This is a genomic window from Methylobacterium sp. B4 (assembly GCF_003201865.1).
Classification (GTDB): Bacteria; Pseudomonadota; Alphaproteobacteria; order Rhizobiales; family Beijerinckiaceae; genus Methylobacterium.
On the sequence record NZ_QJJJ01000002.1, the window covers coordinates 275,750 to 290,305 of the forward strand.

12 protein-coding genes are annotated in these 14,556 nt (G+C 69.0%); 7 read left to right on the forward strand and 5 right to left on the reverse strand.

Features of this window, described 5'->3' with window-relative positions; all coding sequences use genetic code 11:
- Both BY998_RS04940 and secA read right to left on the reverse strand, forming a co-directional pair.
- On the reverse strand, nt 1-411 hold the full coding sequence (locus BY998_RS04940; protein ID WP_110350506.1) for a GNAT family N-acetyltransferase: 411 nt from the start codon (nt 409-411) through the stop codon (nt 1-3).
- A 7-nt stretch (nt 412-418) separates the two neighbouring features.
- Nucleotides 419-3,325: a preprotein translocase subunit SecA gene (gene secA / locus BY998_RS04945; RefSeq protein ID WP_110350507.1), complete on the reverse strand. Its 2,907-nt coding sequence runs from the start codon at nt 3,323-3,325 to the stop codon at nt 419-421.
- Between the two features lie 350 nt (nt 3,326-3,675).
- Here secA and BY998_RS04950 point away from each other — a divergent pair, with 350 nt between their 5' ends.
- A complete protein-coding gene (locus BY998_RS04950; RefSeq protein ID WP_110350508.1) occupies nt 3,676-4,581 on the forward strand; it encodes a peptidylprolyl isomerase in 906 nt (301 codons plus the stop codon).
- A 149-nt stretch (nt 4,582-4,730) separates the two neighbouring features.
- Entirely contained in the window at nt 4,731-4,934 is a 204-nt protein-coding gene (locus BY998_RS04955; RefSeq protein ID WP_110350509.1) for a hypothetical protein, read from the forward strand.
- A 162-nt stretch (nt 4,935-5,096) separates the two neighbouring features.
- On the opposite strand, the gene BY998_RS04960 is transcribed toward BY998_RS04955, so the two are convergent.
- Genes BY998_RS04960 through BY998_RS04970 form a run of 3 tightly spaced genes read right to left on the reverse strand, consistent with a single transcriptional unit; the run spans nt 5,097 to nt 8,285 of the window.
- Nucleotides 5,097-5,795 (reverse strand): uracil-DNA glycosylase, encoded by a 699-nt coding sequence (locus BY998_RS04960; protein WP_110350510.1) that lies wholly within the window; start codon nt 5,793-5,795, stop codon nt 5,097-5,099.
- Nucleotides 5,796-5,804: 9 nt separating this feature from the next.
- Complete coding sequence (locus BY998_RS04965; protein WP_110350511.1) at nt 5,805-7,319, reverse strand: bifunctional UDP-sugar hydrolase/5'-nucleotidase; 1,515 nt, start codon at nt 7,317-7,319, stop codon at nt 5,805-5,807.
- 9 nt (nt 7,320-7,328) lie between these two features.
- Nucleotides 7,329-8,285 (reverse strand): class I SAM-dependent methyltransferase, encoded by a 957-nt coding sequence (locus BY998_RS04970; protein ID WP_110350512.1) that lies wholly within the window; start codon nt 8,283-8,285, stop codon nt 7,329-7,331.
- 203 nt (nt 8,286-8,488) lie between these two features.
- Between BY998_RS04970 and hemH the strand changes: the two genes are divergently transcribed.
- From hemH to atpD, 5 genes are all read left to right on the forward strand, one after another.
- Nucleotides 8,489-9,574, forward strand: a complete 1,086-nt coding sequence (gene hemH, locus BY998_RS04975; protein ID WP_110350641.1) for a ferrochelatase — start codon at nt 8,489-8,491, stop codon at nt 9,572-9,574.
- 282 nt (nt 9,575-9,856) lie between these two features.
- Nucleotides 9,857-10,426, forward strand: a complete 570-nt coding sequence (locus BY998_RS04980; RefSeq protein ID WP_110350513.1) for a F0F1 ATP synthase subunit delta — start codon at nt 9,857-9,859, stop codon at nt 10,424-10,426.
- Between the two features lie 73 nt (nt 10,427-10,499).
- Nucleotides 10,500-12,029 (forward strand): F0F1 ATP synthase subunit alpha, encoded by a 1,530-nt coding sequence (gene atpA / locus BY998_RS04985; protein WP_110350514.1) that lies wholly within the window; start codon nt 10,500-10,502, stop codon nt 12,027-12,029.
- A 108-nt stretch (nt 12,030-12,137) separates the two neighbouring features.
- Nucleotides 12,138-13,025, forward strand: a complete 888-nt coding sequence (locus tag BY998_RS04990; RefSeq protein WP_110350515.1) for a F0F1 ATP synthase subunit gamma — start codon at nt 12,138-12,140, stop codon at nt 13,023-13,025.
- 24 nt (nt 13,026-13,049) lie between these two features.
- Nucleotides 13,050-14,504 carry a F0F1 ATP synthase subunit beta gene (atpD, locus tag BY998_RS04995; RefSeq protein WP_110350516.1) on the forward strand — a complete coding sequence of 485 codons (1,455 nt, stop codon included), beginning with the start codon at nt 13,050-13,052 and terminating at the stop codon, nt 14,502-14,504.
- Nucleotides 14,505-14,556: the final 52 nt, after the last annotated feature.

Below are 14,556 nucleotides of genomic sequence, written 5' to 3' on the forward strand. Positions count from 1 at the left end.
TCAGCGCTCGCGGTCGGTGCGGAAGGCGTGCGGCACGCGCGGCATGCCGATGGCTTCGTAGTAGCCCTCGATGCCGGGCGCGGCGGTGAGCAGAAGCGAGGCCTCGGGTCCCGCCGCCGCCCGCGTCTCGGCGATGAGCTGGCGGCCGATGCCGCGGCCCTGGCAGTCGCGGGTCACCGCGAGGTCGGAGAGGTAGGCGCAGAAGGCGAAGTCGGTGAGCGTGCGCGCCACGCCGACGAGGCGTCCGTCGAGCCGGGCGGTGACGATCAGGTCGGAGCCCGCCAGCATCCGCCCGAGCCGTTCGAGGGACGCGGCCGGCCGCCGCGGCGCGAGGCCGGAGGCGACGAGGAGATCCTGAAAGGATTCCGCGTCGAGATCCGGCTCGTGCGCGTAGACGACCGCCCCGTCCACGGCCGGCTCACGCCTCGGCGGCGAAGCGGCCGTGGCAGTGCTTGTACTTCTTGCCCGAGCCGCAGGGGCAGGGCTCGTTGCGGCCGACCTTGCCCCAGGTGGAGATGTCGTCGGGATTGCGCTCCAGCACCGCCGTATCCGCCGACAGCTCGCGCGCCGCGAAGCCGTAGGCGCCGCCCGCCCCGCCGTCGCTGCCACCGGTGGCGAACTCGTTCTCGCCGGTGGCCGGGTTTCGGTGCTCGGGGAACATCGGCGGAAGCTGGGGCTCGCCGAAGCCCGCCTGTTCGAAGCCGTTGCCGGCGAAGTCGTCCGGCTGCTGCTGCATGATCTCGACATGGGCGAGCTGGGCGGTGACCTGCTCGCGCAGGGCCGCCACGAGGCCGTTGAACAGCTCGAAGGCCTCCGACTTGTACTCGTTGAGCGGGTCGCGCTGGGCGAAGCCGCGCCAGCCGATCACCTGCCGCAGGTGGTCGAGGGTGACGAGGTGCTCGCGCCAGAGATGGTCGAGCACCTGCAGCACCACCTGCTTCTCGACATAGGCCATCACCTCCGCGCCGTTGCGCTCGATCCGGGCGGCGTAGGAGTCGTCGGAGGCCTTGCGCAGGCGCTCGCGGATCTCCTCGTCGGCGATGCCCTCCTCCTTGACCCAATCCTCGATCGGAAGGTCGAGGTTGAGCACGTCGAGGGCGCGGTGCTTCAGCCCGTCCGCGTCCCACTGCTCGGCATAGGCGTTCTCGGGGATGTGGACGGCCACGAAGTCGTCGATCACCCCGTGGCGCATCTCGTCCACGGTGTCGCGCACGCTGTCCTGGCCCATCAGATCGCGGCGCTGCTCGAACACGACCTTGCGCTGGTCGTTCATGACGTTGTCGTACTTGAGCACGTTCTTGCGCATGTCGAAATTGCGCGCCTCGACCTTCTGCTGGGCCTTCTCGATCGCCTTGTTGATCCAGGGATGGATGATCGCCTCACCCTGCTCCAGGCCGAGCCGCTGCAGCATCCCGTCCATGCGGTCGGACCCGAAGATCCGCATCAGGTCGTCCTTGAGGGACAGGTAGAATTTCGAGCGGCCGGGATCGCCCTGGCGGCCGGAGCGGCCGCGCAGCTGGTTGTCGATGCGCCGCGACTCGTGGCGTTCGGTGCCGATGATGTAGAGGCCGCCCGGCAGGTCCTTCTTCCGGCCCGCCTCCGGGTCGGCGGGCTCGCCCGAGGCCAGCACCTTGGCGCGGTTCTCGGCGATCTCGGCCTTCAGCGCCTCGATGGCGGCGTCGCGCTCCGGGCCCTCGGGCATCTGCCCAAGTTCCTTCTCGATGCGCATCTCGAGGTTGCCGCCGAGTTTGATGTCGGTGCCGCGGCCGGCCATGTTGGTGGCGATGGTGATGGCGCCGGGCACGCCGGCCTCGGCCACGATGTAGGCTTCCTGCTCGTGGAAGCGGGCGTTGAGCACCGCGAAGCGCTTGGTCACCCGGTTCTCGCGGGCGGCCTTGTAGACGTCGGTGAGCGCGTTCGGGTCCGAGTAGTCGAGCAGGGTGTAGCCGGCCTTCTTCAGCAATTCGCCGATCAGCTCCGACTTCTCGATCGAGCCGGTGCCGACCAGGATCGGCTGGTGGCGGGCATGCGCCTTGTCGATCTCCTTGATGATCGCCTCGTACTTCTCCTCGACGGTGCGGTAGACCTCGTCGTCCTCGTCGACGCGCTCGACCTCCTTGTTGGTCGGGATATCGACCACGTCGAGCTTGTAGATCTCGGCGAACTCGTCGGCTTCCGTCGAGGCCGTGCCGGTCATGCCGGCGAGCTTCTTGTAGAGGCGGAAGTAGTTCTGGAAGGTAATCGAGGCGAGCGTCTGGTTCTCGGGCTGGATCGTCACCCGCTCCTTGGCCTCCAGCGCCTGGTGCAGGCCTTCCGAGTAGCGCCGGCCCTGCATCATGCGGCCGGTGAACTCGTCGATGATGACGACCTCGTCGTTCTTGACGATGTAGTCCTTGTCCAGCGTGAACAGGGTGTGGGCGCGAAGCGCCTGGTTCACGTGGTGGACGATCGTGACGTTGTGCGCGTCGTAGAGATCGCCCTCCTTGAGGATGCCGGCGTCGCGCAGGGCCTCCTCGATGAACTCGTTGCCGGATTCGGTCAGCGAGACGGTGCGCTGCTTCTCGTCGAGGTCGTAGTGTTCCCGCGCGAGCAGCGGCATCACGCCGTCCACGGCGACGTAGAGTTCCGAGCGGTCGTCCACGGGACCGGAGATGATGAGCGGCGTGCGCGCCTCGTCGATAAGGATCGAGTCGACCTCGTCGACGATGGCGTAGTGGTGCCCCCGCTGCGCCATCTGCGACAGCTCGTACTTCATGTTGTCGCGCAGGTAATCGAAGCCGAACTCGTTGTTGGTGCCGTAGGTGATGTCGCAGGCATAGGCGTCCTTGCGCTGCCCGTCGTCGAGTCCGTGCACGATGGTGCCGACGGTGAGCCCGAGGAAGCGGTAGACCCGGCCCATCCATTCCGCGTCGCGGGAGGCGAGGTAGTCGTTGACGGTGACGACGTGGACGCCCTTGCCCTCCAGGGCGTTGAGGTAGACCGGCAGCGTCGCCACCAGGGTCTTGCCCTCGCCGGTCTTCATCTCCGCGATGCCGGATTCGTGCAGCACCATGCCGCCGATCAGCTGCACGTCGAAGTGCCGCTGGCCCAGAACGCGCTTGGCCGCCTCGCGCACGGTGGCGAAGGCGGGAACGAGCAGGTCGTCGAGGCGGGTGCCGGCGGCGAGCTGATCGCGGAAGCTCTGCGTGCGGGCGCGCAGCTGCTCGTCGGAGAGCGCGGCGATTTCGGGCTCCAGCGCGTTGATCGCGGCGACGCGGGGGCGAAAGCCCTTCACGCGGCGGTCGTTGGACGAGCCGAAAATCTTCTTGGCGAGGGCACCGAGCATCGTGAACCTGCGGTCGTGAGGTCGTCGCGGGCGGCATTCGAACGCCGCCGGCCTGCGTTGGGCGGGCTTATAGAGGTAAATATCCGCAGGCGCATCCGGTAGTGCCGGTGCCGGCTCACGAACGCGCGCGGACCCTCTCGACTGGGAATCGGCCGGTGCCGCCCGGCGCGGATCGCGGGCACGATGACTCTCCGTTGATTCCGGCCACGCTTGCCTTTGCCGGGGCGGCGGGCCACCTGTGTCGCGCTTTCGTCGCGGCACCCGCCGCGATCTCGACGGGCCCCGTGCGGACGAATCCGGACCCTTCAAGACCGGTCCGGCGGGGACGCTGCCCAAGGAACGACGCTTCCATGCCGATCCTGTTCTCCCTCCGGCGCGCGAGCGCCCTCGCGCTGATCCTGGCCACCTCGGGCACCTTGCCGGGTGCCGCCCTCGCGCAGGCGCCCGCCGGCCAGCAGAGCCCGAGCGCGCCCGTCTCGGCGGCGGTTCCCCCCGAGACCGTGGTGGCCCGGATCAACGGCCAGCCGGTGACCGCCGCCGACCTCGCGCTCGCGGCCGAGGACCCGGCCCTGTCGCTGCCCGGCGTGGACGAGGCGGCCAAGCAGAACCTGCTCGTGGACTACATGATCGACCTCAAGGTCGGCGCGCAGGCGGCCGAGGCCGCCAAGGTCGGCGACAGCCCGGAGTTCAAGCGCAAGCTCGCCTATTTCCGCGACAAGCTCCTGCTCGACGAATACCTGGAGCGCGAGGCCAAGAAGGCGGTCACGCCCGAGGCCGGTAAGGCGCTCTACGACCAGACCGTGAAGTCGATGAAGCCTGAGGAGGAGGTGCGGGCCCGCCACATCCTCGTTGAGAGCGAGGACGAGGCGAAGAAGATCGCCGCCCGCATCAAGGGCGGCGAGGACTTCGCCAAGATCGCGGGCGAAGTCTCGAAGGATCCGGGCTCCAAGACCGAGGGCGGCGATCTCGGCTGGTTCACCCAGGAGCGGATGGTCAAGCCCTTCGCCGATGCCGCCTTCAAGCTCGCGCCCGGTCAGGTCTCCGATCCGGTCAAGACCCAGTTCGGCTGGCACGTGCTGCGCGTCGAGGAGAAGCGGACGAAGCCCGTGCCGACCTTCGAAGAGATGAAAGAGCAGATCGACCAGTATCTCACCCGCAAGGCGCAGCAGGACACCATCGTCAAGCTGCGCGAGGCGGCCAAGGTCGAGCGCACCGGCAGCAACGCCCCGGCCGCTGGCGAGACCAAGAAGCCGTAAGTGCGCATCGACGGCCGATCGCCGCGCGCGTTCGGCCGTCGCGGCGGCATGCGGCAGTTGCATATCGGTCTGGCGGTATCTGGTATACCAAGCTTGTAAGTGCGTTGCGATATAAGCTTTATCGCACTGCACAAACGGATGCCGCCCCGATGATCGCCCTTCTCGTCGCCACCGCCGCCATCGCCAACTTTACGCTCGTCGCGTTCCTGGCCGAGCGCTTCGGCAGCGAGGGCGGCGTCCACGCCTCCGCCGGCGAGATGACCAGCCTCCAGGCTCCGAGCCGTCCGTCCGCCTCGACCGCCTACATCGCCAACGAGAACGCCTTCGCCGCGCGGGCCAAGCGCGCCGCGTAACACCGGGTCCGATGAGGCCACCTCGTCGGATCGCCGAAAAGCCCGGAACCGCCCTCGACCGCAGCACGGTCGAGGGCTTTTTCTTTTGGGCTTCGTGCCGGCCTGCATCCGCCCGCGTCGGAGGGGCCGGCGCCGCTGACAGGCCGGATAGCCGGACCGCCTCTACGACAGCCGCCAGTCGATCGGCGCCCGCCCATGCGCTTCGAGCCATTCGTTCGCACGTGCGAAGGGCCGCGATCCGGGAAAGTCCCGGGCGCGATTGAGCGGCGAGGGATGCCCCGAGGCGACGATGCCGTGGCGGCTGTCGTCGATCAGGGCCTCGCGGGCGCGAGCCTGGGCGCCCCAGAGCAGGAACACCGCCGGCTCGGCGCGGTCCGAGACCGCGGACACCGCCTCGTCGGTGAGCTGCGACCAGCCGAGGCGCAGATGCGCGCCGGCCTTGCCCGCCTCGACCGTGAGCGCCGAATTGAGGAGCAGCACGCCGCGCTCGGCCCAGGGCGTGAGGTCGCCCGTCGAGAGATCGGGCTTGGCTCCGTCGGGCGCGAGTTCGGCCAGGATCACCTTGAGCGAGGCTGGCAGGCGCCGCCCGCCCACGTAGGAGAAGGCGAGACCGTTGGCGTCGCCCGGCGTCGGGTAGGGGTCCTGGCCGAGGATGACCGCCTTCACCGCCGGCAAGGGCGTGAGCGTCAGCGCGCGAAAGATCGCGGAGGGCTCCGGCAGAACCTTGGCTCCGGCTGCGACGCGGGCATCCACCTTCCGCGCGACCGTGTCGGCCGCACCCTCCCGGAAGAAGGGCAGGTCGAGCCAGGGAGAGCCGCCGGAGCGGAAGGTCGCGAGCGCGGTTTCGACGGGTCCGGTCATGCGGGGTTCCTAACCGAGCACCCTGATGCGCCCTCCGGTCTCGGCGGTCAGCGGGGCGTGCGCGCGGATATAGGCCATCACCGTGTTGGCCAGCAGGGTTCCGTCGGTGCCGCCGATCAGGATGCGGCCCCGCGCCAGCATCCCGTAATCGTTGCCGCCGCCCAGCATGAAGTCGTTGGCCGCGACACGGTAGGTGCGGGTCGCGTCGAGCGGCGCGTCGCCCACCGTGGCCGAGACGACGCGCGCGCCCGGCGGCGCCTTGGGGGCGAGGGTCACCGTCAGGCCCGAGATCTGGAGGAAGCGGCCCGAGTTGCGGCCGAGATCGCGATACCCGTTCTCCAGGGCCTCGCGCAGGGTCGCCCCGTCGATCGCCACGAGCACCGTGGTGTTGCCGAAGGGCAGTTCGGAGAGGATGTCGCGCCGGGTGAGCTGCGCGCCCGCCGGGTAGAGGCGGTCGCCGCGGATGCCGCCGCCGTTCATCAGGCCGATCTCGGCACCGGTGCCCGCCCGCACCGCGTCGGCCACGAGGCTGCCGAAGCTCGCCTCCCGCGCCCGCACCGAGGCGATCCGGCTGTCCAACGGTGCCTCCGTCGTGCCGAGCACGACATCGAGTTCCTTGGACAGGTCGCCTTCGAGCCGGCGCACGAGGGTCAGCGTCTCGGGATCGGGCGTCACCTCCGCGGTGTCGTGGATGCGGAAGGCGGCGCGCCAGCGCACCGACCCGTCGGGCTTGGCGGTGACGAACACGTCGATCGCCGTGACGTAATGCGCGTCGTGGCTCGACTCGGCGAGGACGGTCTGCCCGTCGTCGCGCAGGAACAGGTCGTGGTCGTGGCCCGAGAGCAGGATGTCGACGAGGCGCGCCCGCACGATCGCGTCGTCGGTCACCCGCGCCGTGTGGGCGATGCCGACGATCATCTGCGCGCCGCCCGCCCGCAGGCGCCCGGCCTCGCGGGCCAGGGTCTCGATCTCGGGGCCGAAGCGCAGGTCGCCCGATTGCGACTTCTCCGGCGTGGCCTCGAGCGCGATGCCGACGAGGCCGAGGCGGATGCCGCCCAGCGTGATCAGCGCCGAATCCGTCAGGCCGGGCAGGGGCTGGCCGTCGGCGCCGCGCAGATTGGCGGCGTAGAAGGGAAAGCGGGCCTGCGCGACGCGCTCGGCGAAGATCCTGGGGCCGAAGTCGAATTCATGGTTGCCCGGCACGAACAGGTCGGGCGGGGCCAGGTTCAGGAGTTCGACGATGTGCGCGCCGCGGTCGAAGCCCGACATCAGCGAGGGCGAGAAGCTGTCGCCCGCATGCGCGTAGAGCAGCGGCACGCCGCGGGCGCGCTCGGCCTTCACCACGGCGTTGAGGCGGGCAAAGCCGCCGCGGCCCTCCACCTCGTCCATCGCGTAGATGTCGTTGACGAGGAGCAGGGTGAAGGTCGGCGTTCCGGCCAGCGCTGTCCCGCTGCCGGCCGCGAGAAAGCCGGCGCCGAGCCCTGCACCGAGCCCGACGACGGTCTCGCGGCGGGTGGGGCGCATCCCCGGGGCTCAGCGTTTGGCGAGCCCGTCCCGCACCGCCTTGGCGTTGCGCCTGAGCGCCGGCCAGATCCAGGCGCCCGAGGCGAGGTAGAGGCCGGCCGAGACCGGCTTCAGATCGACCGCGAGCCGGTCGGCGAGACCGGGATTGGCGAGCGGGACGGGGGCTGCGTCGGTCTTGCGGTAGACCACCGTCGTGTCCTCCCGCCGGTACTCGGTGTGCGGCACGAGGCCGGCGCGGCGGGCGAGAAGATCGAAGGTCTCGCGCACGTAGCCGTGGACATGGGCGAAGTGGAAGCGCTCGTGGGGCGGCTTGCCGGTGGCGGCCATGTTGGGCACCGCGGCGTAGAGGACGCCGTCGGGCTTCAGCCAGCGGGCCAGCCGCTCCATCGTCTCGGCGGGGTTGCGCAGGTGCTCCAGCACGTGGTGCGTGGAGATCACGTCGAAATGGCCGGCGGGGAAGCGGTCCGGCGCTTCGGCCTCGTCGAGCACCTCGACGCCGTGATGGGCGCGGGCATAGGCGGCGTAGTCCCGGCCCGGCTCGACGCCGATCACCTCGCAGCCGCGCCGCTTGGCCTCCGCCAGGAACTCGCCGGAACCCGAGCCAAAATCGAGCAGGTGCGCGCCGGGCTTCAGCTTCGGTCCCAGAAGGTCGGCGCGGAAGGCCGCCTCGCGGGCGGAGCGGTTGAGGTGGTGGCGCGGCGGGCCGCCCGAGAAGGCGAGCTGGTAGTCGGCCCGGTAGGCGGTCGCATAATATTCGGCCAATTCGTCCGGCGTCGGCATCGGATCGGTGCGGATCAGGCCGCACTGCATGCAGGCGATCGAGCGCAGGGTCTTGAGCCGCCGGTCGGTCTCGGCCACGGTGACGGCGTCGCGGCATCCGCACAGGTTGCAGGCGGCCGGCGCCCCCTCGTACGGATAGCCGGTGAACGGCACGAAGTGCTTCAGGAAGTAGCGGGGGGACGGCATGTCGCGCTGGCCTCCGGAGCGATTTCGGGCAAAGGGTTTGTCGAGATACGGGCTGGACCCTCCCACGAGAGTTTCCTCTTTCGGGAGAGCCTTGGCCTTGGAAAGCCGCCTGCTCTAGATCGAACGGCCGGCCCGCACAACCGGATCGCTTGCCGCTTTGAGGCCGCGTTGAGGAAGGCGGGATGCCCGTGACCGGAAACCCGATGAACGAACGCGTCCAACCCGAGGCTCTTTTGCCCGAGACTCTCCTGCGCGATCCCGTGCGGGTCGCGCCCACCGCCCTGCCGCCGGACCACCCGGCGGTGCGGACGGGCCGCGTCGGCGTGCTGCTGATGAACCTCGGCACCCCCGAGGGCACGAGCTACTGGCCGATGCGCCGCTATCTCAAGGAATTCCTCTCCGACCGCCGGGTGATCGAGGTGCCGCGGCTGATCTGGTGGCCGCTGCTGAACCTCATCATCCTGACCAAGCGCCCGGGGCCGAAGGGCCGCGACTACGCCAGCATCTGGAACAACGAGCGCGACGAGGGTCCGCTCAAGACCATCACCCGCGGCCAGTGCGAGAAGCTCCAGGCGGCGATGGGCGATTCCGTCGTGGTCGACTGGGCGATGCGCTACGGCAAGCCGGAGGTGAGCCTGCGCATCCAGGCCCTGCTCGATCAGGGCTGCGACCGCATCCTGCTCGTGCCGCTCTATCCCCAGTACGCGGCGGCCACCTCGGCCACCGCCTGCGACCAGGCCTTCAAGGCCCTGATGCAGATGCGCTGGCAGCCGACCGTGCGGGTCTCGCCGCCCTACCACGACGATCCGGTCTACATCCAAGCCATGGCGGATTCGATCCGCGAGGGACTGGCCAAGCTCGACTTCGAGCCGGAGGTGATCCTCACCTCCTTCCACGGCGTGCCCAAGAGCTACCTGCTCAAGGGCGATCCCTACCATTGCCAGTGCCTCAAGACCGGCCGGCTGATCCGCGAGGCGATGGGCTACACGCCCGAGCAGATGCGCGTGACCTTCCAGTCGCGCTTCGGCAACGAGGAATGGCTCAAGCCCTACACCGACGAGACCGTGCAGGCGCTGGCGAAATCCGGCGTGAAGCGCATGGCGATCGTGGCGCCGGGCTTCACCGCCGACTGCCTGGAGACGCTGGAGGAACTCGACGGCGAGAACCGCCACTATTTCGAGGAGAACGGCGGCGAGAAATACGCCTTCATTCCCTGCCTCAACGATTCCGACCTCGGCATGCGCGTGATCGAGCATGTCGTGCGGCGGGAATTGCAGGGTTGGATCTGAGGCGGGATCTGGGGCTGAGGGCCGGCCCGGATCGGACGACGCTCGCGCGAAACGATCTGAGCCGGCTTCCCGCCCATGCGCGCGAAGCCGGACGAAGGCTCAACCATGGCCCTAACGTTGCCTTGCGCCCCCCCGGATCGCATGCTAGGCGACAGCCGCGCCGCGGGGAGACCGTTCAAGGCCTTCCGAGCCCGGTGCAATTCCAATCCCCACGGACTTTGAGGCACCGCCGGATCGGGCGGGCGCAAGGGGCCGGCGGGCAAGGATAAGAGAGAGCGACGGGTGGCGCAGAACGGTTCCGAGGGTCCCCTGTTGGCCGGTGTGGCGGGCCGCTACGCGTTGGCCCTGTACGAGCTGGCCCGCGAAGAGCGGCAGATCGACGACGTTGCCAAGAACCTTGAGGCGTTCGACGCGCTCTACCGCGAGAGCGCCGACCTGCGCCGGCTCGTGAAGAGTCCGGCCTTCTCGGCCGCCGAGCAGACGGCCGCCGTGGGCGCCGTGCTCGACCGCGCCGGCATCACGGGTCTGGCCGCCAACTTCATCAAGCTCTCGGCCACCAACCGCCGCCTCTTCTCCCTGCCGGAGATGATCCGCGCCTACCGCGAGAAGGTACGCGAGGCCAAGGGCATCGTCCGCGCCGAGGTCCGCGTCGCCGAGAAGCCCTCCGACGCGGTGATCGAGGAGATCAAGGCCTCGCTGCGCGACGTCGCCAAGAGCGAAGTCGACATCGACCTGCACGTCGATCCGAGCCTGATCGGCGGCATCGTCGTGAAGATGGGCTCGCGCATGGTCGACGCCTCGCTTCGGACCAAGCTGAACAGCATCCGCCTCGCCATGCGGGAAGCGCGCTGAGCGGTCGTCACGACCCTCGCGTAAACCCCGACAGACGAACAGACACGCACCCGACCTTTAAAGAGGCCCGACGATGGACATCCGCGCCGCCGAGATCTCCGCGATCCTGAAAGAGCAGATCAAGAACTTCGGCCAGGAGGCCGAGGTCACGGAAGTAGGACAGGTGCTCGCGGTCGGCGACGGCATCGCCCGCGTCTACGGCCTCGACAACGTCCAGGCCGGTGAGATGGTCGAGTTCGAGTCGGGCGTGCGCGGCATGGCCCTCAACCTCGAGCAGGACAATGTCGGCGTCGTGATCTTCGGCTCCGACCGCGAGATCAAGGAAGGCCAGACCGTCAAGCGCACCGGCGCCATCGTGGACGTGCCGGTCGGCAAGGGTCTGCTCGGCCGCGTGGTCGACGGCCTCGGCAACCCGATCGACGGCAAGGGCCCGATCCAGTCGACCGAGCGTCGCCGCGTCGACGTGAAGGCCCCGGGCATCATCCCGCGCAAGTCCGTGCACGAGCCGATGGCCACCGGCCTCAAGGCGATCGACGCCCTGATCCCCGTCGGCCGCGGCCAGCGCGAGCTGATCATCGGCGACCGCCAGACCGGCAAGACCGCGATCGCGCTCGACACGATCCTCAACCAGAAGCCGGCCCATTCGGGCACCGACGAGAACGCCAAGCTCTACTGCGTCTACGTCGCCATCGGCCAGAAGCGCTCCACCGTCGCCCAGTTCGTGAAGGTGCTGGAGGACCAGGGCGCGATGGAATACTCCATCGTCATCGCCGCCACCGCCTCCGACGCCGCGCCGATGCAGTTCATCGCGCCCTTCGCCGGTTGCGCCATGGGCGAGTACTTCCGCGACAACGGCATGCACGCCGTGATCGTCTATGACGATCTCTCCAAGCAGGCCGTGGCCTACCGCCAGATGTCGCTGCTGCTGCGCCGCCCGCCGGGCCGCGAGGCTTACCCGGGCGACGTGTTCTATCTCCACTCGCGCCTGCTCGAGCGCGCCGCCAAGATGGGCGACGCCGCCGGCAAGGGCTCGCTCACCGCTCTGCCGGTCATCGAGACCCAGGCCAACGACGTCTCGGCCTACATCCCGACCAACGTGATCTCGATCACCGACGGCCAGATCTTCCTCGAGACCGACCTGTTCTACCAGGGCGTCCGCCCGGCGGTGAACGTCGGCCTCTCGGTCTCGCGCGTGGGCTCCTCGGCCCAGACCAAGGCGATGAAAAAGGTCGCCGGCAAGATCAAGGGCGAGCTGGCGCAGTACCGCGAGATGGCGGCCTTCGCCCAGTTCGGCTCGGACCTCGACGCCTCGACCCAGCGCCTGCTCAACCGCGGTGCGCGCCTCACCGAGCTCCTGAAGCAGCCGCAATTCTCGCCGCTGAAGATGGAAGAGCAGGTCGCGGTGATCTACGCCGGCGTCAACGGCTACCTCGACAAGCTGCCGGTCAACAAGGTCCGCGCCTTCGAGGACCAGCTGCTCGGCACCCTGCGCTCGAAGCACCAGGATTGGCTCGACTCGGTGCGCGACTCCAAGGACCTCTCGGACGCCAACGCCAACACCCTCAAGGGCGTGGTCGAGTCCGTCGCGAAGTCCGTCGCCTGACGCCCTCGCTGCCGACAGGCGGCGAAGCGAAGAAGTAGTGCCAGACGGCCGCTCTCCCCGGAGGGCGGCCGTCGCCGAGACGTCCGCGAGCGATCTGGAAATCCGCCGATGCCGAGTTTGAAGGATCTGCGCAACCGCATCACCTCGGTGAAGGCGACGCAGAAGATCACCAAGGCGATGCAGATGGTCGCCGCCGCCAAGCTGCGGCGCGCCCAGAATGCCGCCGAGAACGGGCGTCCCTACGCCGAGAAGATGGCGCAGGTGCTCGGCAACCTCGCGGGCAACCTGATCGGCGGCGTCGGCGCCCCGCGCCTGCTCTCCGGCACGGGCCAGGACCGGGTGCACCTGCTCGTGGTCTGCACCGGCGACCGGGGTCTCGCCGGCGCCTTCAACTCCTCGATCGCGCGTCTGGCCCGCGAGCACGCCAACCGGCTCATGGCCGAGGGCAAGACCGTCAAGATCATGACGGTCGGCAAGAAGGGCCTCGACGTCCTACGCCGCCAGTTCCGCGACCAGATCATCGCCTCGCGCGACATCCGCGGCAACAAGCCGGTCGACTACCCCTTCGCCGCCGAGATCGCCGACGACATCCTCGCCCGCTTCGAGGCCGGCGAGTTCGACGTGGCGACCCTGTTCTACTCCGAGTTCCGCTCGGTGATCTCGCAGATCCCGACGGCGCAGAAGATCATCCCGGCCGAGCTGCCGCCCGCCGGAGAGGCGGGCACCGCTCAGGGCGCCGATGCGGCGCTCGAGTTCGAGCCGAACGAGGAAACCATCCTCGAAACCCTGCTGCCGAAGAACCTCACGGTGCAGGTCTACCGGGCGCTCCTGGAGAACGCCGCCTCCGAGCAGGGCGCGCGCATGAGCGCCATGGACTCCGCGACCCGCAACGCGGGCGAGATGATCAAGAAGCAGACGCTGATCTACAACCGCACGCGTCAGGCCATGATCACCAAGGAACTCATCGAGATCATTTCGGGCGCGGAAGCGCTCTGACCGCCGCATAGAGGAATCATCGCAATGGCGAACACCGCTTCCCCCGCCACGGCTTCCAACTCCAAGGGCCGCATCACCCAGGTCATCGGCCCCGTGGTCGACGTGCAGTTCGACGGCTACCTGCCGGAGATCCTGAACGCGCTGGAGACCAAGAACCAGGGCAACCGCCTCGTGCTCGAAGTGGCCCAGCAGCTCGGCGAGAACACCGTCCGCTGCATCGCCATGGACACCTCGGAAGGCCTCGTGCGCGGCCAGGAGGTCTCCGACACCGGCGCGCCGATCCGGGTGCCGGTCGGCCACAACACCCTCGGCCGCATCATGAACGTCATCGGCGAGCCGATCGACGAGGCCGGCCCGATCGAGGCCGACACCTACCGCGCCATCCACCAGCCGGCTCCGTCCTACGCCGACCAGTCGACCGAGGCGCAGATCCTCGTCACCGGCATCAAGGTCGTCGACCTGCTCGCTCCCTACGCCAAGGGCGGCAAGATCGGCCTGTTCGGCGGCGCGGGCGTCGGCAAGACCGTGCTGATCATGGAGCTGATCAACAACATCGCCAAGGCCCACTCGGGCTACTCGGTGTTCGCCGGCGTCGGCGAGCGGACGCGTGAGGGCAACGATCTCTACCACGAGATGATCGAGTCCAACGTCAACAAGAACCCCAAGGAGAACAACGGCTCGGCCGAGGGCTCCAAGTGCGCGCTGGTCTACGGCCAGATGAACGAGTCGCCCGGCGCCCGCTCCCGCGTGGCGCTGACCGGCCTGACCATCGCCGAGCAGTTCCGCGACGAGGGCCAGGACGTGCTCTTCTTCGTCGACAACATCTTCCGCTTCACGCAGGCGGGCTCCGAGGTGTCGGCGCTTCTGGGCCGCATCCCCTCCGCGGTGGGCTATCAGCCGACGCTGGCCACCGACATGGGCGCCCTGCAGGAGCGCATCACCACCACGACCAAGGGCTCGATCACCTCGGTGCAGGCGATCTACGTGCCGGCCGACGACCTGACCGACCCGGCGCCCGCCGCCTCGTTCGCCCACCTCGACGCCACGACCGTGCTCTCGCGCTCGATCGCCGAGAAGGGCATCTACCCGGCCGTGGACCCGCTCGACTCCACCTCGCGCATGCTCTCGCCGGCGATCCTCGGTGAGGAGCATTACGACGTGGCCCGCCGCGTCCAGCAGACGCTGCAGCGCTACAAGTCGCTCCAGGACATCATCGCGATCCTGGGCATGGACGAGCTGTCCGAGGAGGACAAGCTGACGGTGGCCCGCGCCCGCAAGATCGAGCGCTTCCTCTCCCAGCCGTTCCACGTCGCCGAGGTGTTCACCGGCTCGCCGGGCAAGCTCGTCGCGCTGGAAGACACGATCAAGGGCTTCAAGGGCCTGGTCGAGGGCAAGTACGACGACCTGCCGGAGGCCGCCTTCTACATGGTCGGCTCCATCGAGGAGGCCCAGGAGAAGGCCAAGAAGCTCGCCGCCTAAGGCAAGCGGGCGAGGGGCGGCCGCGTAACCGGGGCCGCTCACCTCCTCGCGG